Source organism: Pseudomonas sp. BP6 (assembly GCF_017875935.1).
GTDB lineage: Bacteria > Pseudomonadota > Gammaproteobacteria > Pseudomonadales > Pseudomonadaceae > Aquipseudomonas > Aquipseudomonas putida_Y.
In genome coordinates, this window is sequence record NZ_JAGINI010000001.1 from 3,027,546 (window position 1) to 3,051,542 (window position 23,997).

Sequence of the window (23,997 nt, forward strand, 5' to 3'; positions counted from 1 at the left end):
TCTCTTTTTATTGGTGTTGTTCTACACACTCGCAACAGCAGCGTACTCGTTACTGAACAGGTGATCAACAGCCCTCGGGCAGGCTGAAGCGCCTCCGGCCACCAGCCTGCAGGCCGTCGACCCAGGCCTCGCAGATGATCACGCCCTGCTCGGGGCTGAAGGTGCCGGGGTTCAGGCCCGACTCCAGCCACAGGCCGTCGAGCAAGGCGCTCAGGCTGATGGCCGCCAGGTCGGCATCGAAGCCCTGCCAGCCCTCCTCTTCGGCCAGTCTGGCCAGTAGCTGGCCAAGCTCGTTGCGGTACTCGCCGTAGGAGTGGTCGTGCACCTGGTTGATCGCATCGGCGGTCTTCACCGCGCCCCAGAAGGCCAGCCAGGCATCGAGCAATTGCGGGTCGAGCAGTTCGGCGCAGAACGAGGCACGGAAAAACGCCGACAATCGCTCGCGGGCATTGGGCGCGGCCTGGGCCATGGCCTCACGCAGCAGGCCCATTACCCGACCGGTGACGGCCATGTAAGCCTCTGCCACCAATTCGTCCTTGCCGGCGTAGTGATGGCTGATCAGCCCGACCGAGACCCCGGCCTCGGCCGAAATCTTGCGGATCGAAGCCCCCTGAAAACCATGGCGTTTGAGGCACACCAGGGTCGCCTCGACCAGGTTGGCTTTGCGCAATTCCGGCAGCATGCGGTGGTAGCGGGCTTCCTGAGTCATCGGTGGGTCTCTGGTTAGGGGCTGGACTGAACGACTGTACAACAAGCCGGACTGCGTGATAAACCCTAAGCGCCACTGCCCGGCAGGGCCCCCTCACAACAACAAAAGCGGCTGCCATGAACGACCTGATCACACGCGAACTGGACCAAGGCCTGCTGACCCTGGCCTTCAACCGCCCCGACAAGCTCAATGCCCTGAACACTGCCATGTACCAGCTGCTGGGTGACCTGTTGCTGGCGGCAAGTGAGGACCCCGCTGTCGATGCCATCATCATCACCGGTGGGCCGCACTGCTTCAGCGCTGGCAACGACCTTCGCGACTTCCTCGACAACCCACCCAGCGACCTGGACAGCCCGGTGTTCCGCCTGATGCGGGTGGTCATGGGCCTGGACAAGCCGCTGATCGCAGCAGTCAGTGGTGCGGCGATCGGCATCGGGGCCACCCTGTTGCTGCACTGCGACCAGGTGCTGGTCAGCCGCTCGACCAAGCTGCGCATGCCTTTCGCGCCGCTGGGTGTGTGCCCGGAGTTTGGTTCCAGCCTGCTGCTGCCGCGTGTGCTTGGCCAGGCCCGGGCGGCACGCTTGCTGTTGACCAATGCATTGCTGGATGGCGAACAGATGCTGGCCTGGGGGCTGGCCAATGAGCTGCATGAAAACGGCGAACAATGCCTGGACGCTGCCCGCACGCTGGCGCGGCAGCTGCAAGGCTACCCGCAGGCGGCACTGCGGATCAGCAAGCGGCTGCTCAAGGACAGCCAGCGGGCAGAGCTGGAGGCCACGGTGGCGCGGGAAAGCCAGTTGTTCATCGAATGCTTGCGTACTGAAGAAGCGCGGGCAGTGCTGCGAGGGCTGATCAAGGATTGAAAGGGTGACTCGACCCTTTCGCGGCACAAGACCGCGCTGAAAGGGAGCGGCGGCATCGACGGGATATTGGGGTTAGATGCTATCGCTACGCTGCTCAACGCGAATGTCATCGCTCTCCCCCCCGCACGCACTGCTCTGCGGCAATAGCCGGATGTCCACACGACGATTCTCCGCCCGCCCATCGAATGTGTGGTTGCTGCTGACCGGCTGGCTGGCCGCGACACCTTGAACAGCAAAACAACTGTCCGGGATATCCCCCATCCGTTGCATCCAGTCGCGCACGGCTGAAGCACGGGCACGGGACAGGTCGAGATTCTTGGCCGCGTCACCCCGTGCATCCGCATGCCCGGAGATAACAATCAGCCAACCCGGTTGAGCCTTGATGCCAACCAGAGCGTTTATCAGCAGTTTGGTTGAACCGGGCTTCAGTTCGGCACTGCCCGGATCAAACAGATTCAGACTGTCGAGTTGGATCGGCTCAGGCGTGGGCGGCTCTTTGACTTGCCTGGATGCCCATTCTTGCCAGCCCAGCCACCCCACAAAGACACTGGTGACCGTCAGTGTCAGCAACCACGGCAACACCGCGCGTTTCTGCGCCGCTGGCTCGACTACAAAGGTGTAAGTCGGTGGTGCTGAGACAACCGTAGCAATCGGAGGGCTTAGCGCTGGCTCGGCTGGTGATGCCCATGGTTGCAACGGAATCGGCATCGGCACGTCCCTGCTTCCCGACATCCGCTGCATCACGCTACTGATCTGCTGTCGAAACACCTTCAGCGAAGCCAAGGAAGCATGGCCAAGCCGCTCCAAACGGTGCTCAAGCCGCCCCAGCTCAACGATCAGTTCCCTCAGCGTCGCCAGACTCGATCCGCCCCATTCCAGCATTCGAACCAGGGGATGTAGCTGAGCAAACAACCAGGCGATGAGCTCGATCCGAGCTGAAGCCTGCACCGGCCACAAGCGCGGCCACTCGTCCGTGAGAGTGGCGAGCAATGCCACCCCCTCGGTCAAACCAGCGAGCCCCGTACGGTAGCTACGCGCCAGGATAAAGGACACTGCGGTCTGCAGCTCCACCCCGTTCCGTTCGAAGAGCCTCAAGCACAACGCTTCAACTTTTGCCCAGTCAACGTCAGGACACGCAGGATGATCAAGCTTGGCCAACTCGCCGCGCAACACGTTGAACTCATCAAAACTGCCTGGGTCGCCGCCCAAGCGAATCCGCATTTCAAAAAGCGCCGTCATCTGGCCTCCTTGTCCGTAGGTCTATAGCTTGGCGAGATAGCCTTCCTGTTTCAGGTGACGTACAACCACCCTCCCGTCAGGTGCAAGCGTGGTCCCAAAGGTGGCGCGGCCACCGCCCTTGATGCGTACATCGAGTGCGTATTCCAAATGGCCGGGCCGTCGCTGCGGCACCAGCTCGATGCGTACTTCTGCGAGCCGCGGCTCATACCTGCGCAACGTGCTCACGATGTCATTCATCAAACCATGGGCCGAGGCCGGCAACCCTTGAAGAACCGTGCCCATATCCGGCAAGCCATAGTCCGGCAGATGCGCGAGTGTGCCGGCCCGGCTGTTTAGAATGCGCTGAAGGTTGTCCAGAACCGAAAGCGTCAGTTGATCATCATCACTGACCCGATCCAGCTCCAACTCGCCGCTGAAATTCTGCAGCAGCGTTTCGTAAAGCGAAGGGCTTGGTTCGATCATGTGCTCAGTCCTCGCTGCGCGGCCGCAACTTCAAGCGGTTATCACCCAACTCGACAACCCTGGGCTGGTCCGGATCGAGGTCATCACGCTGCAAGGTCAAACGCCACGCGTCTTGCTCCATGTCCGGATTTCGGAACAACGCAATCACGGCAATGTACTGAGCCTCCCTATGCAAAGGCGTGCTGAGCTGAGCCGCCTCACCAGGTTTGACCACTACGGCTTTTTCGCTCAACAGGTCGCCCCCCAGCACGCGCTCGCCGTGGCTGACCAGATCGTCGTAAGTTGCCTTGTCCAGAGCCTTGTGATCCCGCAACTGGTAGACACGCACCAGCACCGAAACGGACAACCCACTCATCTCCATGCTGTCGGTATTCATCGCTGACCGGCCGGTGAAATCCAGATGCAATGTTTTGACTTGCTTGTAGAAAACCGCACGGGCCGTGGAAGCCGTACCCTCCACAACCTTCTGGGTGAGGCCGCAGCCGCCCAGCAGTGTCACCAGCGCCACGACCGTGAAGCGTTTAGAAGCGGTACGCCACATGCGGTACCTCCCTGTCGCAAGGATTCAGTTGTAGGCCTTGATAGCGGCCCAGGTTGACTGTGATGGTGTCGGTGTTGGCTGTAGCCTCTTCACCGGTCGGCAACCCCAGTACTGCCGTCATTCCCAACCTGACTTGCGCACGGCCCAGCACCGGCACGGGCAGCAGACGCAGCGGAATCGACAGCTGTAGCTTGGCCGTACAGCGCCAGCCCAGGTACACCTCCAGCAGCACCCGCAAGTCGAGCAGCAACTGCCCCCCAGGAAGCCACTCGCGCGCCTCTTCCGGGTCATTGGTGTGCAGCAACAGGCGCAACTGGCTGTTCGCATCCGTTCCGACAGCGCCTAGCGGCATGCCTTGGGAAAGACTTACCGGGCTTTTCGTATCCAGGCTGGCTGGTCGCTCAAGCACGACACGTTGCGGCCAATGCCCGGTGACATGTGCCTCCGTGCTCGGCGCCAGCAGCTTGACCAACGCGCCAATGCCCTCAGCGTTGCGGGTCGGCAAGCGCATCACGCTGAGCAATGCCAAAAAGCGAGACATGGGCGTGGCGATACGCTCGGCCGTACCGGGTACTCCAAGGCCGATCAAGCCCAACAGGCACTGTGAAGTCGCATCGCTACCGCCCGCCTCAAAGGTGGCGGGATACGAGTATTTGCGCCAGATCCGATAGAACTGGGTGAACACCCGATGGTTGAAGATATCGAGAAACGCCTCTACAGCTTCGTGGCCCTCACGGCGCTGGGCGATGTCGTCCAGGTAGGCCGTTGGCAGCGGCGAATCGACACCATACAAACCAAGTAGCCGAGTTCGTATCGTAATAGGGCGTTCGGGACAGGTGTCGTCGAACTCTATGGCCTTCAGCTCACTGGCGGGAAACCCCATGCCTGGGTCGGGCCGAAAGCGGACCCCGTCATCAACCGGGTGTGCGGTACTGCCCAGCGGTGGGTGATCGACCAGTACCTGCTCAACCAACTGGCAGACGCGATACACGTTGGCCGAGGCAACCTGCCCCTCCAGTACCTGCAAAAACCCTTCAGCCTTCAGCCTGGAATACGCTGACTGTGATGTTCGCTCCATCGCAGGCACCTCCCCGTCGGTTGCAGGATCAACGTCAGTTGCGTGCACAAGTGAATGTCGGCATACAGTGCGAAGAACCGGCTGAGCATTTCACCAAACAGGCAGATGTCCCCCTCCCCCGAAAAACCATTGCTGTCGAGCGTCACCTCGATATCCACGCCGCGCAGCAAGAACCCTTTTTCGAACCGCTGGATAAGGTGATGCTTGACCTCAACGATGGCCTCCAGGCGACGGCGATTGGTTTCGCTACCCGTCCACTCGTACAACGCCAGCGTGCCACGCAGCACTTCAGCACTATTGAGCATGGGCAAGAAGTTCGAGCCCAGGTGGCTCAGTACCCGCCAGTGGAACCGGTCACGATTCGGCGGATAACATGGCAGCGTGGGTGAGGTCAGGTTGCGCACCTGCAGCCCCGCCTGGGTGGATTGCGCGGCCGCGTCGAGCAATGTACTGCGCAGGGCCTTGCGCGGCAGTTGGCCATTGGTCCCGGTAAGGCGCAGTGACAGGCTTTTGCGCTTGAGCAGCACATCCTTGTCAAAGCCTTCCCCGCCCAGGATCAGCCAGGTGTCATGAAGACCATTGGCGCCCTGCCTGAGGCGGGTATGAAAATACCGCTCGGGGGCTTCATCGCGGAGCATGCCACCCTTGTGGCGAAAGCTGCTGAAAGGCACGTAGTCCTGACGGACACTGTTCTTGGAACCGGACACCCTGTCCACGGAATAGATTTCCGTGTGCCCGTCCTGCAGCCGCATCGGGCGAAGCAGGTACTCGTTCTGCAGCGGGTCCAGGTTGAGCGGGTCCGCATCCAGCGGGAACAAATTGATCACGGGGACCGCGTGTAAACGGATGTGCTCCTCGTTGGGCGTGAAGGCATGCGACCATGCTTCACACAGCACGACATCAAGCTCGAACCAAGTAGCGCCCAGTGGCAATGACAACGACTCCAAACCGCACAGCGTCACGAACATGAATTTCTCGCGGAAGGTGAAGTACTCAAGCAGCAGCTGGTAGCCGCTGAACGCACTATCACCTTTGGGCCAAAGACGGTCATCATCGGCGAAGCCCTTGGGCTTGAAATGGCCTTCAAGTGTTTGGCGTTCTGCCTCGCCCGGCATACGCACATATAACGCCTGTACCTTCAAAGTCAGTGCTTGATGCAGTGCACTGGCCAATGCGGCATCGGCGTTCAGGTACAGCGGTATCTGAGCAAGATCCAGCCGGCTCCAATCTGCCATTTCCCCGCACAAGAAACGCAAACGCAGCACCGCGCGCCCATCAGGCTCGTGATCAAGACGCACGGTGTCGAGCGTGAGCGGCTGAAGCGGCAGGTCCTGTGTCGTGGAGTAGCGGCAGCGGGTACGTTGCGGACCCACTGGCTGAGACAACACCTGAAACCCCCTGGCAATGGATTCGGTGCCTTTCATCTGGCTGACATCAGGCATGAGCTCAACGATTGCCAGCGAGGGGATGGTGCGCAGGTAGTGCGGCCACAGCAGGCTGACCAGCCCTTCGGTCAGTTCGGGCAAATCGTCGTCCAGTTTTTCGCGCAGGCGCCCCATCAAGAACGCGAAGCCTTCGAACAGGCGCTCCACATAGGGGTCCTGCGCCCCAGGTTTATTCAGGTTCAGCTCCGCCGCGCGGTCCGGAAACGCCTGGGCAAATTCTTTACCAGCTTCACGCAGGTAGCGCATCTCGGCATCAAAGTACCGTAGGGTTGGGTTGTCCTTGCTCAAAACAGGATCCTGATCAATGTGAGTTAGCTGCACAGCACCGCAGCGCGTACCGGGTCAATGGCTACCAGCGCCGCCAGCTGTTGTTCCATCTGCAGCGCCAGGGCTGGCCGATCGGCATCGTTGCGCTGGGCTTTCAAACGCAGCAGCTTGAGCAACCGCGCCTTGACCTCAAAGATCAGCTCTGGCTCCCAGTCGGTCAGTGCGTGGTGGTGCGCGGTGGTATCCAGTTCAGTGAACAAATGAATGGCCAGTTCGGCCTTGCCGTACTGCTCGGCCACCCGGGCCATCAGCAGGCGCAGCAACCAGCGTTGCCGCCCGGCCTGCGTATCGGGCCGGTTTGCAAGCCACGCCAGCGCTTGCTCGACACCCTCAGCATCGGCTTGCGCCAGTGCCTCAGGTTCCAGCGCAAGGATTTCGCAGGTTGCCGTGGTGGTTGCCGAGGCTGCAGCAGGCAGCCATTGCGCGGAGCGGCTGTCGCTGACGTGCTGGTTGATCCACTCGCGTGTGGTTTCATCCGCGAAAGCCGAGCCATCGTTCCAATACAGCATGTCCAGCCCAGGCAAGCGCTGCAGCAGCATGTTCAGGTCATGTTTGACGATGGCTGCCCAGCTACTGTGCGGATGGGGTGATTTGCTCAAGGCCTGATGCAGATGCCATTGCAGGTCCAACCAGAAATGGTTGACGCCCTCGGCATACATCCGCTCGGCCTGGTCGATCAACTCACTCCAGCGTTGCTGCGCGTGCAGGCGTTTTAATTGGGCACGGTATTCACCGCGCGGGGGCGCCAGCCGGGTAATGCCCTGTGCGTCTTGCGGTGGCACCTGATGCACGGTGTCCCAGCGCAGGCTCTTCATCAGCCTATGCGCTGCCAGCCAACCTTCTGGTTGTTCACGCAGGTAGCTGGCCAAGCCCCGGCCACTGTCCAGCAAATCGCGACCGGACTTGATGGGTGATGCGCTCGGGCCAGGGGCGCTACTTCTCGGCGGTGATTCACTGCTGGTCTGCGGGACGATTGCATCAACACCTCCCGACATAGCGAGTCTATTGCTGAGGGCGCCGTACAAGGCGTCCAGCCGCGGTCGCTGGTCTGCGGGCCAGTTGCTGCAGCCGTGCTCCAACCACACCAGCGCAGCCACCGTTCGCTCAGTTTCAGCCTTGACCACCTGAGGGTACAGCGACAGGCTTGCCAAGACCCTGCTGCCGGCAAGCCACTCCAGGGCCATTTTGCGGCTATTGGGACGCGCCGGCAGGATGTCGCAGGCATAGCGCTCCATCAGCGCCGCCAGCAAACTCAGGCCATCTGCCAAGCCGGACTCACCGTCCCTATGCAAGCGTGCCCACAGGTAGTAGGTGGCAACACGAAGGTCTTTGCAGGACTGCTGGAGCAGCTTCTGCGCCAGTTGGGCCACAAGGTCGACATCCGCCCCGGAGAGTTTGTTGACCTCTTCGCGCATGCGCTGGAAATCGTCGTCGTAGCCCGGGTCCTCTCCCACCGGTGCATCACCGCTGATGGGCGTTAGCCAAGGCTCCCAGGATTCGCTGTGTTTGCGGGCAATGACCAGTGGCTCGCTGGTGGACAAACAGCTTTCGATCAGGCTTTTCAGGCTCATTCGAAGCCCCCATTGTGCGTGTACTGCGGGGTATCACGGCCCTCTACCAGAAAGATCTCTCGCGGCAGGCTGAACCCGCGTAACTTGAGCAGCGCCAGCGGCCCTTCGCCCAGCTCCGTGCGCAAATGCCAAGTCAGGCCCAGGCCATCTGGCGCATCCAGCACGACCCGAAAGCGACTGTCGCCGTCATCCAACGCCGTGACGTTGGCCTGCTCCAACAAACGAATCAGCCCCCAGGTGCCCTGGTAGTCCGCAAACAGACGTTCGCCGGTATGAACACTGCTCCACGTCAGGCTGATACCCGGATGATCACCCTGCCCGGGCCAGCGAAAGCGTCGCCAGCTTTCTCGCTGGTTGAAGTAGTGGTGCTTTTCACCGTTGAGTACGAAGGTGGTCTGCACCACATCACGCACAGGCTTGCCTTGCAGCTCGAAGCTCAAGCCCATACCGCCATCGGTGTACAGCACATCGGCCAACTGGCTCAGCTGGTTGATCGCGGTGAGAAAGTCCGGGTTGAAACGCAGCCCCTGGCTCTGCCCCGCGTCGGCCACCCAGCGGCTGCCTTCCTTGCGCAGAAGCCCCGTGAGTTGCTGTGCCAGAAACTGTTCGATCCGCCCGGAGTCGGCGCGGATCATCTGCCCCAGCATGGGCAATGAGGCGTCACTGCTGGTGACGGCGAAGGGATAGCGGCCGCTGAAAGCGCCCTGCCACTCATCGACGATCGCGCGCTGCCAGGTCCGGTTGAGGCCGGCCGACAACGGCTGCAGAATCTGTTGCCACGCCTGATCCAGCGGCTGCACGAACAGCGTATTGGCCGCTGGCCCCCAGTCGGCGCCGAGGCTGGCGGCGATCAGGTTGCCATAGGCCTGGGTGTCGGTCAGGTCCGCGCCTTTGCCTTGGAATACCGTCTGTGCCACGGCCTGCATCATCGCCTCGGGATCGGGCGCATTGACCACCTGCTGCAGCTTCAAGCGCACACCGGTGACCCGCGTGAGGAAGGCTTGCAGGCTCAGGCGGCCATCGACTGATCGCCCTTCAGTGTCCTTGCCCAGCAACGCCATCAAAGGGCCAAAGGTACTATCGAGCGGGCCGCTGGGTGTTTGGGGAAGTTGATCGACGATCGGTGCTGCTTTTTGCCCTACCAGCTTCTGCGCGGATTCGATCAGGGAATCGGCCAGGGCCTGGCCACGAACGCCGGCCTGGCCCTGGTAGCTCAACGTGTTCATCAAGGCGATCAATGGTGACTGGCGCACGTCACTCACCAGAGTCAACTGTGCAATCACATCGCGCAGGCCATGGCCCTGCTGCCAGCGCAGGCTGTTGAGGAAGGTTAGCCAGGCACTGCTGTAATCCTGGAAGTAGCGGGTGGTCAACCGCTCCCTAAGCTGGTCGGGGCTCAGCGCCTTGGCGATGTCGTTGGGGTGGTCGCTGAGTACCCAGTCGATCTCTTCGCGCCGGGCTTGCGCCGAGTCTTCAATGGCTGCACGAACCTGCCCTTCCCAGGCTTGGCGGGTGAATACACCGGGGACCTGTTCAGCACTGGCGAACAGAGCGCTTGCATCGGTGTCGCCGACCAGCTGTTGCAAACCCAACGCCGGGTAGTGGTTCGCCGCGGTGTCGAGGACCTGCTGGTACAGGCTGCTTTCAGCGTTTCGCTGACCCAGTTCACGCAGCAGCACCTGGCGTGATTGGGCGATCAACCTGAGATTGGCCTTGATCGCCCAGTCAGGGTGCTCGGGCAGATGCTGGCCGTAGAATGTCCATAATGTCGGTTCGGCAGCGCCCAAGGTCTCGGCCAGGAAAGCAGCATCGGCTTTTTCTGGGCGCGCCAGCATCAGATAGGCTTTGAGGTAGATGTAAGCCTGCTGTGTCCGCTGAGAGCTCGCCGGAGGCAAGTTGACCAACGCCTTGAGCCGTTTTTCCAGCTCAGCGACGGCTGGGTCACGGAGCAGCTGGTTATTGGCCTGCGTATAGAGGGGCCACACCGCTTCACGCAGCTCGTGCGACCGGCTCAGGCCAAAGCGCTGATACCACGGTGCGCCGTGTTCTGATCGGTAGCCCAGGCGGGAGAGTTCGCGTACCAGCTCACCCAGTGCCTGTTTAGTGTCTGTACCTGCTACAGGCTGCTGCAAAGCGCTGTACGCCGCCGCTATCTGACCGACCTCGGCACGGTTGCTCGCAAACGACAACAGCAAGCCGATGCCCCAAATGAAAGCGAGGCCGAGCGCAGAAACGTAGGCGACTCTGGCTGGGTGCCAACCCAGTCGCCGGGCTCGGGCGGAGCGATCGTTGAGGATCCCTGACCATGCTGGGTCTTCAGGCCAGTGATGATCCACGCGAAGGTTGTTCTGGAGTCGCAGCGGTAAGCTGAACCACACTCCACGCAACCAAACGTCGCGTCGCCGGAACAGCGCGGACAATGCAGCGCACCATCCGGAGACACCCTCGGTCGCAACATCGCGTGACAATCGAAGCAAGAAATCATGATCAGAGTCTTTTTGAAGCTGCGATAGACCCTGCTCACGTAAGGGTTGTGCGAGCATGCCTAAGTGGTCGGCGAGCCGCACTGGCGATAATGGTACCGGGAGCATGCAGCCTACCGCTCCGATTTCGCGCGCGTGCTGCGGCCACATACTGTCGCAGACCTGCCACACATGCAGCAGCAATTGGCAGCGTAGGGTTTTGGCCAGACTCTGCAAACGACGAACGCTATCGTTCATCGCGCTCACGTTATTGCTTTGGTCTTTGTTCAACACCCAGACCACCCCATTGAGCGCACGGTTGCGGCATAGGCCGCGCCACTGCAAAAGCAACGCGTCTTGCAGTTCACCTTGGATGCTGCCGGCCCACAGCAGCACGGTGTTTTGCCCTTCCAGCCAACGCTGCTCGCTCAACCCAGGGGCAATCGCCTCGATCTGCTCAGACTCACCGACCACCAACAACAGTCGAATTTTGCGCCGCCAGAAGAAGCCGTAGCGTCCCTTCAAATGCGCCCTCAACTCGGGTACGCCGAAAGGATCCTCAGCATTAGAAACCACGTTATTGCCAGTCGAACGAGTCCGGTTGACTCCGAGCTTTTGTCCCATCAGAGCAATAAAATCTCTCGCGCCCAACATTCGGATAGCCAATTCGCCGACGCCATCGAGAAAGAGAAATATCAAACAGCCGATCAACAACACTGCTGTCCATTGCAAGCGTGCAGTCTCACTCCTCACCTGCACTACGGGATTATCGACCCAGATCAATACCCCACCTGCAACGAGCAAACACAGGATCACTATCCAGACGCTGATTCTCTTCTTTTTCACGATCAATCCCTATTTCAAGATCTCATGCAGGCCGGACAATAAAAATTTGAGCAGAGGCATCGTGTAGCAGGACTACCTGCGGACCGCCCTCCGCCTTGGCACACTCACTAGCAACGATTAATGCGACATTACCTACTGCACATCCAGGTAAACCAAACGAATCATCCAATCGATGACACCTGGCCACGTTAAAAGGGAAACGTGCTGCATTCACAGCGATACTTGTCTCACGTAAAACGTCACCAGGCACCTGAGCCTGCCAACTGAAGTACGTTTCTTCTCCGACACGCAGTTGCCCCCAAAGAAATGCATCCGTAACTGCATCCTTGATAGAGCGACCAGCGCACTCAAGTTGGACAGGGCGATGAACCAGGGCGATCGAATCATTTTTTTGCGTGTTACACCACTGCGAAGAGCCCAACAACACAGCTGTCACGGTCTCGGCCTGTTCAGCAACGGGGTTTAGAAAAAGATTAATTTCAACGGACATTAACAGTTGATGTCGTTCCGGCGCATCCAACCAAGTGTCCAGCCACATTACGCCATCATCGTCCATTGCAAAGACCACGCTATCAGTTAAACGGTGGTTGGTGGTAACTGCAGACCAAATAGACAGAAGCTCTTCATTGCAAAGCACTTGGTTATGCCTAATACGAACATCCACAGCAAGACTGCGCGCCCCGATCTCTAAATCAGACTCCAACCCACGTACAACTTTTTGTAAAAATCCACGTAACCGCTTCGCGTATTCGGACTTTGAGTGATTTTGTACCGACGGTGTTAATTGGCTCAACCGCATTGTCAAGGCTTGTCCTTCCAGATAAATAGGTTGGAGAGGCTTACTACCCAAACGCAGGGCCTGAGCAAGTTTATTATTACCCGCCCCAGAACAATAGGATACGGCCAATACGGCAACCGTACGCTGGCCGCGCCGAATGAGTGACCGCTCCAACTCATCGCGACTCTCATTCCAACTCTCTGTATAATCTCGATGTTTCTCGTACGCCAACAAACGCAGTGCGTAGAACAATAACCCGGCAATCAAAACTCCTAATAATGCGCAGATCCACAACCAAAATGATGTATGCCAATTGTCCACCCGCCAAAGCAGGACCATCAACCCGCCAATTACGAGCGAACAAAGCAAGATGACCACACCCCACCGCCAGTGCCGAGGTTGCCGGGGTAGCAATCGCCTCTCGGGTAATGAGTTCAGGTCAACTGCCATCTCACAGCCTACCTGCTTGAGGAAGCGACGTGATTAACTCACAACCACAGGAACAGCAATGACCGTCTAAAGCAATGGGCCGACCTTTAACTTTCGAACCCGTATCCCCCTCTGCTATTTCATTCACGCCGTGCCCAGGTATTGGACAAAAAACAGCATCACCTACGCAAGCGACATCAAGCTGCATGAATTTCAATCCACGGGTGCCGGCGAGTACCTTGCCTCCCGAAGACAGTTTGTCGCCAACACGAATAACTCCGCGCATATCATTAAGCACTCAAAAATAAGATCATCACCCGCCTTTCAGGCAGCCTATGTTTAAATACCCCCTGAAATTTAGAGCCCACCATTACTCAATCCGATTGTCACTGTTAACAACACACCTCGCCGTTTTGTCGCCCAACACAATCATTTTATCTTCGGATGCATAACCATGCGGATTCTCAGGGGTTCTGTGCACATTCACTCCTCCTCCCCAGCTGGGATTGGCATATGCCTGACCACGTGTAACTTTTGTATCCCGGCCATAGTAGTCCTTGGTCACTGGTGTCTCCGGCCCCTGGGGGTCAATTTCAGGGGAGTACTGATAATAATTTTCGTCATACCAATCCTTAACCCACTCCAGCCCATTATCCGACATGGCATAAAGGCCCAACGGATTGGGAGGAAACCTGTCTACCGGCAAGGGCGTAAGCCCCTCCGTGCTCCACCCCATTTGTCTAGCAAAATCCTGACGATCTCGAGAAGTAGAAATGTTAATTCCTTTTGGTCCTCCCCCATATTTAGTAAAACCATCATTGGTCTGCTTATAAGTACCGTCATCAGTGGCCACCATCAAAAACTGCCCGCGGCTGCGTGCCGCATACTCCCACTGGGCCTCCGTGGGTAATGAGAAAGGAAGATTGGACACTTTAGCCAGCCAGTTGCAATAGCGGTCGGCTTCATACCAGTCCATATGCGCTGGCAAATTAGGTAAAGAATTAATGTTCTCCCACTCCTCCTGTATCTCCCTCTGCTCAAAAGAACGCAACGTAAGACCATTGCTTTTTAGATACATCTCAAACTCTTTATTTGAGATCTTGAATCTTGCAATAGAAAAGGTGCTCAACTTGACCTTATGTACTGGCCGACTGTCTCCATCACTATCATAAGACATTTGCTCCGGCCCGTACTCTAAGCCATAATCCCCCATCAGATACTCACCACCCTCAACAAACACCAAGTCCCTTTTTACCTCTTCGATAAAATGCTTCATCTCTATTGGCGTTATTCCGGGTTCCTTATAATCAACTCCGCTCGCCAACTGGTCACAGCCTGACAAACTCAAAGAAACCAAACAAAATATAGACACCTTAAAAATCTTCACAGCCACTCCAATGAGATTTACTCAGACAATATCCGCACCACAAGGACCAAACTTGCAGCGTCGCGGGTAATTCGGATTACGACCAACGTTTAGCTTATAATAGACCGTGTCATTCATAGCGAGCGCATAACCATAAGAACCAAACTCCTTCAACCGATCATAAATTACGGCCAATTCGCTTCGCTCATATTTTATTTCATAGAATTCTCTATCTCGATCCTTTCCTAACTCAAGAAAGTCTACCAGGCTTCGCTCATGCCGCTCGACGGCGTCCAACTCATCGTAGCCCTCTGATGGGGCATTTCCCTGGGCATTGACACGAGACAATACTTTATGCCACTCCCGCTTGCTCTGAATACTTCTGAGGACACAAAGCACCGCCTCTTTTCGTTCGCCGTAGCGATCGAGAAAACCTATGTTTCCTGGGTCTATATTATCCCACTTACCATGACGCGTCAGAAGGTAAAGCAATATACCCTTAGCCTCAGGTGTGTAGCGCAACAGATCCAACTGTCGGGTGATAACATTTTTAGCTAACTGATTCCGTCGTCTCGAAGCATCAACACTCCTCTTCGTCTCATCAGCCAATTCACCAACCTGTTTTGTGAAATCATTTACAATTTTTTCAATCGATTTTTTTGCGAATGAGTAATGCTCATACACATCGACTTCAAGGAGCTCCATTTGCATAACACAATACTTCGTATACACACTAAATGCATCAACATCCATGACTCTAAAAAAACCATAATCCCTTTGATTCAGTTGATAAATCAACCAAGCACCAAACTCCAGAAAGGTATTGCCATCCACCTCACAAATAAAGCCACCTTTGGCACCCGCCCCTTTGCATAGAGAGGCTGCAAAATGAAAACAAAACTTCCCATTAATAAAAGTACAGTGAAAACTTAAGCCGGCGCCCACCCCCGCCAACCCTGCAATACTGGGTCCTATTTTACAAAAATCGACGTACTCTCCAGTAGTCTCCAATATACCGCCATTTATTTCCCCTGCCGCTGTCGGCTTTAACCATTGCAGTGATCCCGTCAGTGTTCCTTCCGCCCTCGCACCCGCAAAAGCTTCTGCCGAAAATTTTATCCCTTCATCTTCACTGTTCATCTGCTGATGAAAATCGTAAGCTCGGCTTCTTCTTTCACTGAAACGTCTCAAACGACCAGGTTGGCCCATGACGGTTTGCTGGTCACCACTACTGACCACCTGGAATTGAGCCTCCACCTGAAGCGTCGCTCCAATAAATGCGGCCAAGCGAACGTTCAAACTTAAGCGCATCATCCCTAAATCAAACGGGACCTCGTTCTCATCAGAGGGATTAACTGTAAGCGCCCATCCGATGCGATCCGGGGCGTAAATTGAAAAGGAGGCTATGCCGGCAGCCGCAGTTAAGCTGCCGCCACCCTCTCCTTTGAAGGAGAATTGTTGCTTACGTGGATCAATTTCAACATTTGCGCCGAAATTGGAAACAAAGCGCATAAACTGTGCTCCGCCCTCAAAATCAATATGATCCCCCCACTTTGCCTCACCTTGTGCGGCAGCATTCCAGCTATCTGCCCAGTCAAAAAGTGAACAATCCATACTCAGCGCCTCAGGATCAAAACCAAGGCCTGCCCATTTAACAACATCCTTCAGATCAATTTTTATTTTTGGCCAATTCAATCCGGCAAGCTGCCGCTTAAGCTTCTTGTCGTCTATGCGTCGAATTTTTCCATCACTGCGTCGCTCAAAGATACTTTCAGCGCCGCCTTTTTTGTCACTACTTTTCAACGACACAGTATGGAGTTTTCTGCCATCCTTGCCTTTACTGTAGTAACCTTTTTTTACATAAACTACAGGCGCTCGTTTCTCACCAGCTTTTCTTTTAGCAGACTGGCCACTAACAGGAACAAGCTCCACAACATCATTATATTTCATGTCCTGGGTAGAAAACTCACCAATTTTTTCTTTTAATTCTTTTCGCTTCAACTCCAAATTTTCCTCAGCTCGCACTACAGCGTCATGAAATGACGCCTCAGGCGCTGCTGTGGTTTCTGCAGCAATTCCATATTTTTTCAATTGCAACGGAGTAATTAATTTTTTCCTGATGAAAATCATTTACGCACTGTTGCATTTCCTTCCAATGCGCCTCAAACTCTGCAGCCTCACTGTCAGCAATAAAAACCAACTCTTCGGTTTCCGGACAAAAATAACACTGTACCGATTGATGATGAGCCACTACAACGGGTTTACTTTTGCAAACCCTGCTCTCTGCTACTGAGATATCCGCACCGCTCATTTCCTATCACTCCGAAGTTACTCAAAGAATAACTTTATGCTTTGAAGATCAATTCCATAGTGGGATTGTGTATAACCATTCCCATCTGTCATGCCTCTCAGCACGCTGCCGTCGGCAGCTTCAATTCGGTACCGTACGTAAGGTTTTGGCTTATCACTGACTTTATCTCTAACTTGAAAGCCACCTTGCATGGGATTGCTGTAAACAGGATCTTCCAGAATCATCGGTGCCAGGGCCTTCTCCAATGAGGCAGTGCCTCCCCAAGCGATATTGTCATTCTTGATATGCAGTTCACCCGGGGCACCGATCTCAACGGATCCGTCTTTTATCTTGATATAGGCACCTCTGCTAACCAGGGTGATGCCGTGTTGGGCATTGAGAACGATCTCGCCATTACTGCTATTTAAAGCAAGTTCCTTGTCTGCTTGTAACGTCATCGCATCGCTTTGTGCCTGAATGTCCACAGGGCCACGAGCCGCAATTAATCTGAGCCCTAACTTTTGGGCGAACAGACTGATTGCCTCACCTGCGGCCACGCTAAAACGTTTGAATAGGCTGAAGTCAGCACTATCACCAGCCGTAGCTGTAATTGAGTTTTCTGCCGATAGTTGGATGTTTGCAGGTGTAACCATAGCTATCCCGGCAGGTGCCGAGGCAAGGAGTCCCGAATCTCTGAGCCGCGCCAATGCCTCCCGCAGGCTCTGTTGGGCCTGATTATCAGCTGGTAATGCTCCCGACACAGCTGCGCTTTGCGCCAGTGCGTTCACCAATGCCAGAGCGTTATTGAGCTGAGCCAACGCTGCTCCCATCTCCAGCATTGTCCCTTGGGCTTGAGGCTGAGCATCAGCACTGATGAAGATGCCACTGCCGCCACGGATCGCGGCATGCCCATCGGTGCGCAGTTCCGCGCCCTCCCCGCGAGGCCGGCGATCGGCATCGACCAGATGCCCCAGATTGAGCTGGCTCTTACCACTGTGTTCAGTACTGAGCTTGACGTGCTCCTGCCCCCGCGTATCGTCCATGCGCAACTTGTTGTTCGCAGGTGTGCGCAACACGTTGCGTTTGTAGTTGCGCAGCGTGACATGGTCGGGGTGCTGGCTATCGTGCAGGGCATGCGCGATGTAGGGCCGGTCCGGGTCGCCTTGCTCGAACGCCACCGCCACTTCCGTACCGCAGATCAACGGCAGGTGCAGGCCGTGCGTGTCACCGGCGTAAGGTCGTGCCAGCCGTAGCCAGACACTCTCCTCTCCCGCTTTCCAATTGTCCCGATCGAACAGGAAGTTCACCCGGTATCGGCCCTCCAGGTCGATATGGCCATAGGGGTCGTTCTGCTGAGTACTGGTGACCCGCGCTGGTACCGTCCCGACGATCTGCGGCTTGTTCGGCAATGGAGGTCGAAAGCATATCGACTCTGAGTAGGGAACCGCCTCGAAGGTGACTTCCAGACTACGGTCCCGAGCAGCCTCGACGGTCAAATGCGTCATGACGACCCCAGGGTCGAAGACTTGGGGTGCCCCATCAGTGATCGTAACCACTTGCCCCGGAGCGAGTGCGACGCTGCTGCTGATGCCACTGCAGCGGGTTTGCCCATTAAGGAAGCGTTCATGGTTCAGGCGCGCATAGAAGTAGCCACTCTCGCTTTCCAGGTCCTCATCCTGGGCGATTGCGTCACCCAGCGCGGTGTAGGGTTCGCCGTAGTGGTAACCCTCACCATAGGTTGTCGTCGCATGCCGGCTGTGATCTACGTCCCCCTCCAGGAAAGCCGTAGCATCGCGGTGGTGATAGGCGCGAACGTTGATGTGCTGCTCCACCACCGCATGGCTGACCTGCAGCGCCCAGACGCCATCCTGGCCGTTGCTGGTCAGGCCAGACAGGGGGCGGAGCGGCAGACTGACATCGAACTGATAATGTTGCTGGTGATCGTGAAACTCGACAACGTCGATAAACAGCTTGTCGTTGTGCGTGAAGCGGTACCAAATGCCCACCTCTGCCAACAGGCGACTGATGAAGGCAAGGTCACTTTCACCGTACTGCATGACCTGTTCACGCTTGGGGTATTCGCATAGCAGGTCGAACAGAAAGTGCTGCCCCTCAAACTGGTGGCGGCTGCGCAAGATGCTTTCGACGATCTCCGGAACCGACTGATGTTGGTAAATCCGGTACTGTTTGCCACGGCTGAGCAGCGCCAAGCGAGCCTGCAGGGTCACCTCATAACGGGCTTCATCTTTGGAGCTGGAGAGGCGCTTGAAACCCGTAATCACGCCATGCAACGTGCGTGACGCCGCCCCAGAGATCGCATTGGCCGGTGTCTGCTCTGACGACCCCATCTGAAAACTGGCGTCCTTCCCGAGGACTTTGGCGACATCAATGTCCTGCGTGGAAGAGGTAAACGCCACCGTGTACTTGAACGGTTGGCTCAGCCATTCCTCACCTTTGAACGACAGTACATCGAGTTCGACGTCATCCAGTTCATCGATTTCAAGCGTGTAATGGTTGTGGGTGGGACCTAGTAAAGGCTTCGCCATGATCAAGCCCTCTCGGCAGCCAACAACGCCGCGTCGTGTTCATCCGAAAAGCTCAAACTGATGCCGGTGTCTTCGCAGAACCCAAGCGTTACCGTTTGAGCTGGCTGGCCATGGGCTTGGCGCTGCAGTAGCTGTTGGCTGAGTACCGGCAAAATCTGCTGGTTCAGCAGGCTGTCGATGTTGCGGGCGCCGGTATCGGGCAGCAGGCAGGCGGCGACCAAGGCTTCGTAAAGTGAGTCGTCCACTTCGCACTGCAACCCGTAATGGCGCTGCAAACGTCTGGCAACCTGGTCGAGCTTGATCGCGACAATGCGCCTGAGCGCACCGGAGTCCAGCGGGCGGAAAATCAATGTCTGGAAACGTGCCAGCAGTGCAGGCTGGAAGTGCGCGCGCAGCACGGGCCGCAACAGTTCGTGCAACGCGGCGTCCTCGATATCTGGCTGTCGCTCCACACAACCTTGAAGCAGATCACTGCCGAGGTTGGAGGTCATCAGGATGACGGTATTGCGGAAATCGATCTCTCGGCCTTCACCATCGCGCATGAAGCCACGATCGAACACCTGGTAGAACATGTTGAGTACATCTCGATGGGCTTTCTCGACCTCGTCCAGCAAAACGACGCTGTAGGGGCGCTGGCGAACGGCCTCTGTGAGTACGCCGCCCTGGCCGTAGCCAACATAGCCAGGCGGAGACCCTTTCAATTGGCTGACGGTGTGCGCCTCTTGGTACTCGGACATGTTGAGCGTGATGAGCGACTTCTCACCGCCGAACAGGCTACTGGCCAGGGCATGCGCTGTTTCCGTCTTGCCGATGCCACTGGTGCCGACCAGCAGGAAAACGCCCATCGGCGCGTTGTCGTTCGTCAACCCTGTTCGCGCGGCACGTAGCCGTTGAGCGAGTGCAAGCAGGGCCGAGTCCTGCCCAACAATGCGTTCGGCCAACTGATCTTCCAGGTTCAACAAGCTGGCATGTTCGTCCTTGAGCAAGCTACCAAGGGGCACCCCCGTCCAGTCGGCGATCACTTCAGCCACACTGCGGGCACACACGTCCAGCGATAGGAGCGGCCGACTCCCCTGTACGTAGCTCAGTTCCTGTTGCAGCTTCGCGCAGGCCGCTGTATCGACCTGCTCGGCCTGACGAACATTGAGCAACTGACGGGTAAGCTCAAGCTCTTGTTGATACTGCAGCTCCAGCGCAGCCTGCTGGCTCTCGAGTTGAACCAGCTGAGCGTTAATCTGCGCCAAACGAGGCTCCATCAACCTGCCAGTAAGCTGTGCATCCTCTTCAAGCGCAGTTCGCTCTGCAGTCAGGGCTGTCTTTTGAGACTTGAGGTGGACCAGCGCCTGCGGCTCACAATCGAGGCTCATGCGAACACGCGCACAAGCCGTATCTATCAGATCAACCGCTTTGTCCGGCAGGCGGCGCCCCGTCAGAAAACGCCGGGACAAACTAACCGCCGCCTGCACTGCAGCGTCTTGAACGTGCACGCCGTGATAGGTGGCGTAACGCGCTTTGAGCCCGCGCAGCATCAAGCAAGCATTGGCATCATCCGGCTCATCCACCTTGATCATCTGAAAGCGCCTCTCCAGCGCAGCATCGCGCTCAAAGTACTGCTTATATTCGCTCCAGGTCGTGGCAGCGATGGTTCGCAACTCGCCACGCGCCAAGGCAGGTTTCAGCAGGTTTGCGGCATCAGCGCCCCCCGGCTGGTTGCCAGCACCGATCAGGGTGTGCGCTTCATCGATAAATAACAGGATGGGTGTTTCCGATTGCTGGACGGCATCGATCACGTTCTTGAGCCGCTGCTCGAACTCACCTTTGACCCCGGCTCCAGCCTGAAGCAGCCCCAGGTCCAGCGTACGGATACTCACCGGTTTCAGGCTATCCGGGACTTCGCCGCTGGCAATGCGCAAAGCAAGTCCTTCGACCAGGGCGGTTTTCCCGACACCGGGATCTCCTACCAGGATGGGGTTGTTCTTGCGGCGACGGCTCAGTACGTCAATCACCTGACGAATTTCATCGTCACGTCCGAAGACTGGATCGATCTGCCCCGCTGCGGCCTTGGCGGTTACATCATGGCTGAACTGATCGAGGATCGCTGGCTGCGCCACATCGCTATCCGCAGCGCTTGTAGGCTTGGCCGTCCGTCCCGTCGCGGGGTTGAACGACACAGTCTGCACCAGCTGCCTTTCTTCCGAATCCGATTCAAGCAGGGCTACCACCTGTTGCAGTTGTGTTGAACCGATACCCAATAGAGGCCAAGCGGCTGAGCACTTGAGTAAGTCCGGTGTCTCAATCAGGGCCGCCAACACATGCACGGAGCGCAATTGCTCACAGTCGCGATCCATCGATGCCAGTAGCCAGGCGCTGCTGATCAGTTGCTGCACTTCGAGACTTAGTTGGGGCTTGCTGAGCACGCTGCGCGGCAAGGTATTGAAGTACTCAAGCAGTCCTTGCCACAGGGCATCCACATCCAACCCATAACGGCGGGCGATGACCACAAGATCACCTTCTCCTTGCTCAAACAACTTCAACAACCAGTGTTCAATGCTGATATGACTGTGCCCACGTGCCTGACACAACGACGCTGCCGCCGTCAGTGCCTGGGTGCAATAAGCGTTGAGACGGCGGAGCAAGCGGGTAGGATCATGTGCCATACAGGGCATCCTTGTCGTCAATGGTCAACGTAACGTCATGAGTGGACGTATCTGAAACCTTGGTGTACTTGGCTGAGCGCCCGCACGCGGACGCTCAACCCAATACACTGGGGACCGTCAGCAATTACAGACCGACGGCCAAGTTCCATCAGGCGGTAGTACGTTCATTCCAGGAATCCGAATGGATGATGTTTCCATCCTTGAATGTCCAAGTGATTTTTTCGTAACGCAATTCAACCGATTCCAAATGGTTGTGCTTTTCTTTCTCAGGATCTTTGATGTCGTGCATTTTTGGTGCAACCTGAACGACCTTCACGTTCTCCAGCTTGGTATTGAAATACTCAACTTCCTGGCCGGCATCATTAATCTTGTACCACTTGAACTCCGCCGACTTGAGCGTTTGACCGGTTGTGACGGCCTTATAGAGATACGGGGAAGACGCATCAATCTCTTTGGTGAAAAGGAATGGGGTATGGATGCGCGTACCGGTCAATCTGCCAGTGTTGTTATCAGTCGGAATGTACAAGTTATGATCCTGAGCGACGACCTCGATACTCCCACCTCGATCTTGAACATCCACCGAGCCTTTGATATCGGCACCGCCATCGTCTTTCAGCCACAGGTAAACAGGAATAGCCATTTAGAAAATCCTCTTTCAAGTGTTGGAGGTCGCGGAATGCGACTGGGGTTGCAGGCCAGAAGCCGCAGTCGAGGACAGGCAAGCCCCCGCCTCCGGCACCAGGCGAATCTCAACTCGGCGATTGGCCGACCGTCCTTGTTCCGTTTCATTGCTTGCAATAGGCTGGCTGGCCCCCAAGCCTTGCACCGCGAAGCAGTTGCTGGGGATGTCACCCATGAGCTGTATCCAGTCGTGAACCGCAGATGCACGTGCACGCGACAAGCGCAGGTTATTTTCGTCGTTGCCCGTGGCATCCGTGTGCCCTGTGATCACGATTAGCCAGCCAGGCTGTGCCTTGATGCCCGCCAATGCTGTGACCAGAACCTTGGTTGACTGCGGTTTCAACTGCGCACTGCCACTACTGAAAAGTGAAAGGCTGTCCAAGCGCACCATTTGAGGCCTGTCGGGCGAAGCCTGCGGCGTCGTCGGGATTCGATGCCCGTTGATGGCCGCCATCAATGACGGGCGCAGCTTTTCACCCTGGTATAAGCCGAGGCCTAGTGACCACGGCGCACCTTGGCGGTAATAGTGATCCAAGCGCTCGGCATCCTGATGAAGCACGTCCAGCGCGGTCTCTCGTACAGTTTGCCTGTCAGGCTCAGCGCTCGCCGAAGCAGCGTCGTAGCGCCTCAGGTCGTCAGTGACCTGCCTAACCAGCAATGTGTTCTGCCATGCCGAGCTTGCCAAAGCGATGGAGCCTGCCAACACAAATAGCCAGCCCCCCATCAGCACAGCCCTATGCGGCCTCCTGTTTCGAGCACCGCGAGGCAGCAAATGGAGCAAAGCGTCAGGGAACGGCAATGACCTATTGGCTTCATCGGTGACACCCTGGTCAAAGCAGAGACCGGTCCGCTCATGCAGCCAGCGGTGCCATAGGTTGTTTTCAGGGTGCCTGCCAGAGATGGGGGCCCATGCAACGGCAACGACGGTGGCGGCTGCGCTCTCCTGGCGAGAAGCCCGCACGCGTATTTCCGACATACAGACATCGTTCAACCAGCCAGCAGCAGCATTCAATTGCACCGCGTCTCGCAGTCGGGCAGCACGGGAATCAGGAGCCGTGCCCCATCTCTGCCATTGAGCCAGACTCATGCACTCACCTGACTCATGTACTTGCACGCGCGACTTGGCGGCCGCCCAGATGAACCAGGTCGGAGTCTGCGAAGTGCTCTGGAAATAGCCCACCACCAGCAGCGACAGCGGGTTGCCACGCTCGCGCAGCTTCACAACTTGGCGGCTCACGCTGCGCTGCTTATTCGCCAACACTGCAGCATCTGTATGAATGGTGGGATCCACCACCCACATGACACTCAGTTGGTCGTTCCACTCAGGCCTTTGCAAAAGCAGACTGGTAACCGTCGTGGGCAGCTTCTGCACATCAGGCACCCGGACATAGCAACCCTCCCCTGTTACCCGCAACTCCCACTGCTCAGCAGGCACTGGACCAAACAACTCAGCCAGACAATCACCTACCACCAGGACTACCGGATGGCGGTAGGACCCAGCAGGTAAGCTGGCACCCTTGGCCCACCGCAGTTCACGCCCCTCGTCGGCAACTCGTTTGCTTCGGCGCCAGGCTGCCCATACTGCGACTGTGACGACCACGGCACTTGTAAGCTGCAATTCGATAGCTAGCGGGAGCATGGCAATGAGCACCAAGAACAGCGTTCCGGCCCATAGCCAGAGCCCTTGCACTTGTCTCAACTGCATTC

17 protein-coding genes are annotated in these 23,997 nt (G+C 57.0%); 1 reads left to right on the forward strand and 16 read right to left on the reverse strand.

Features of this window, described 5'->3' with window-relative positions; translation table 11 throughout:
* Nucleotides 1-64: 64 nt before the first annotated feature.
* On the reverse strand, nt 65-709 hold the full coding sequence (locus J3A98_RS13835; protein WP_014756232.1) for a TetR family transcriptional regulator C-terminal domain-containing protein: 645 nt from the start codon (nt 707-709) through the stop codon (nt 65-67).
* Nucleotides 710-825: 116 nt separating this feature from the next.
* Between J3A98_RS13835 and J3A98_RS13840 the strand changes: the two genes are divergently transcribed.
* A complete protein-coding gene (locus tag J3A98_RS13840; RefSeq protein ID WP_209966816.1) occupies nt 826-1,572 on the forward strand; it encodes an enoyl-CoA hydratase-related protein in 747 nt (248 codons plus the stop codon).
* Between the two features lie 72 nt (nt 1,573-1,644).
* Here the strand turns inward: J3A98_RS13840 and J3A98_RS13845 are convergent, their stop codons facing one another.
* The 15 genes from J3A98_RS13845 to J3A98_RS13915 all read right to left on the reverse strand — a co-directional run bounded on the left by J3A98_RS13845 (nt 1,645) and on the right by J3A98_RS13915 (nt 23,995).
* On the reverse strand, nt 1,645-2,811 hold the full coding sequence (locus J3A98_RS13845) for an OmpA family protein (protein WP_209966818.1): 1,167 nt from the start codon (nt 2,809-2,811) through the stop codon (nt 1,645-1,647).
* 21 nt (nt 2,812-2,832) lie between these two features.
* Nucleotides 2,833-3,273, reverse strand: coding sequence for a type VI secretion system baseplate subunit TssE (tssE, locus tag J3A98_RS13850; RefSeq protein WP_004576432.1), 441 nt, complete (start codon nt 3,271-3,273; stop codon nt 2,833-2,835).
* Nucleotides 3,274-3,277: 4 nt separating this feature from the next.
* Nucleotides 3,278-3,814 (reverse strand): type VI secretion system lipoprotein TssJ, encoded by a 537-nt coding sequence (tssJ, locus tag J3A98_RS13855; RefSeq protein WP_004576431.1) that lies wholly within the window; start codon nt 3,812-3,814, stop codon nt 3,278-3,280.
* The gene (gene tssG, locus J3A98_RS13860) at nt 3,795-4,892 is read right to left on the reverse strand and encodes a type VI secretion system baseplate subunit TssG (RefSeq protein WP_209966820.1); all 1,098 of its coding nucleotides are present in this window, start codon (nt 4,890-4,892) and stop codon (nt 3,795-3,797) included. The genes tssJ and tssG overlap by 20 nt, the downstream gene beginning before the upstream one ends.
* Entirely contained in the window at nt 4,856-6,625 is a 1,770-nt protein-coding gene (tssF, locus tag J3A98_RS13865; protein ID WP_209966823.1) for a type VI secretion system baseplate subunit TssF, read from the reverse strand. The genes tssG and tssF overlap by 37 nt, the downstream gene beginning before the upstream one ends.
* A gap of 23 nt (nt 6,626-6,648) precedes the next feature.
* Nucleotides 6,649-8,235, reverse strand: coding sequence for a type VI secretion system protein TssA (tssA, locus tag J3A98_RS13870; RefSeq protein ID WP_209966826.1), 1,587 nt, complete (start codon nt 8,233-8,235; stop codon nt 6,649-6,651).
* Nucleotides 8,232-11,543, reverse strand: a complete 3,312-nt coding sequence (locus J3A98_RS13875; RefSeq protein WP_209969860.1) for an ImcF-related family protein — start codon at nt 11,541-11,543, stop codon at nt 8,232-8,234. Before J3A98_RS13875 ends, tssA begins: the two co-directional genes overlap by 4 nt.
* Before the next feature lie 22 nt (nt 11,544-11,565).
* A complete protein-coding gene (locus J3A98_RS13880) occupies nt 11,566-12,699 on the reverse strand; it encodes a hypothetical protein (protein WP_209966828.1) in 1,134 nt (377 codons plus the stop codon).
* Nucleotides 12,700-12,772: 73 nt separating this feature from the next.
* A complete protein-coding gene (locus J3A98_RS13885; RefSeq protein WP_082422857.1) occupies nt 12,773-13,036 on the reverse strand; it encodes a PAAR domain-containing protein in 264 nt (87 codons plus the stop codon).
* An 84-nt stretch (nt 13,037-13,120) separates the two neighbouring features.
* Entirely contained in the window at nt 13,121-14,137 is a 1,017-nt protein-coding gene (locus J3A98_RS13890) for an SUMF1/EgtB/PvdO family nonheme iron enzyme (RefSeq protein WP_209966830.1), read from the reverse strand.
* A gap of 21 nt (nt 14,138-14,158) precedes the next feature.
* Nucleotides 14,159-16,246: a hypothetical protein gene (locus J3A98_RS13895; protein WP_209966833.1), complete on the reverse strand. Its 2,088-nt coding sequence runs from the start codon at nt 16,244-16,246 to the stop codon at nt 14,159-14,161.
* 198 nt (nt 16,247-16,444) lie between these two features.
* On the reverse strand, nt 16,445-18,952 hold the full coding sequence (gene vgrG / locus J3A98_RS13900; protein ID WP_209966836.1) for a type VI secretion system tip protein VgrG: 2,508 nt from the start codon (nt 18,950-18,952) through the stop codon (nt 16,445-16,447).
* Nucleotides 18,953-18,954: 2 nt separating this feature from the next.
* On the reverse strand, nt 18,955-21,609 hold the full coding sequence (tssH, locus tag J3A98_RS13905; RefSeq protein WP_209966838.1) for a type VI secretion system ATPase TssH: 2,655 nt from the start codon (nt 21,607-21,609) through the stop codon (nt 18,955-18,957).
* A 148-nt stretch (nt 21,610-21,757) separates the two neighbouring features.
* Complete coding sequence (locus J3A98_RS13910; RefSeq protein ID WP_104887814.1) at nt 21,758-22,249, reverse strand: Hcp family type VI secretion system effector; 492 nt, start codon at nt 22,247-22,249, stop codon at nt 21,758-21,760.
* A 15-nt stretch (nt 22,250-22,264) separates the two neighbouring features.
* Nucleotides 22,265-23,995 (reverse strand): OmpA family protein, encoded by a 1,731-nt coding sequence (locus J3A98_RS13915; protein WP_209966839.1) that lies wholly within the window; start codon nt 23,993-23,995, stop codon nt 22,265-22,267.
* Nucleotides 23,996-23,997 lie beyond the last annotated feature (2 nt).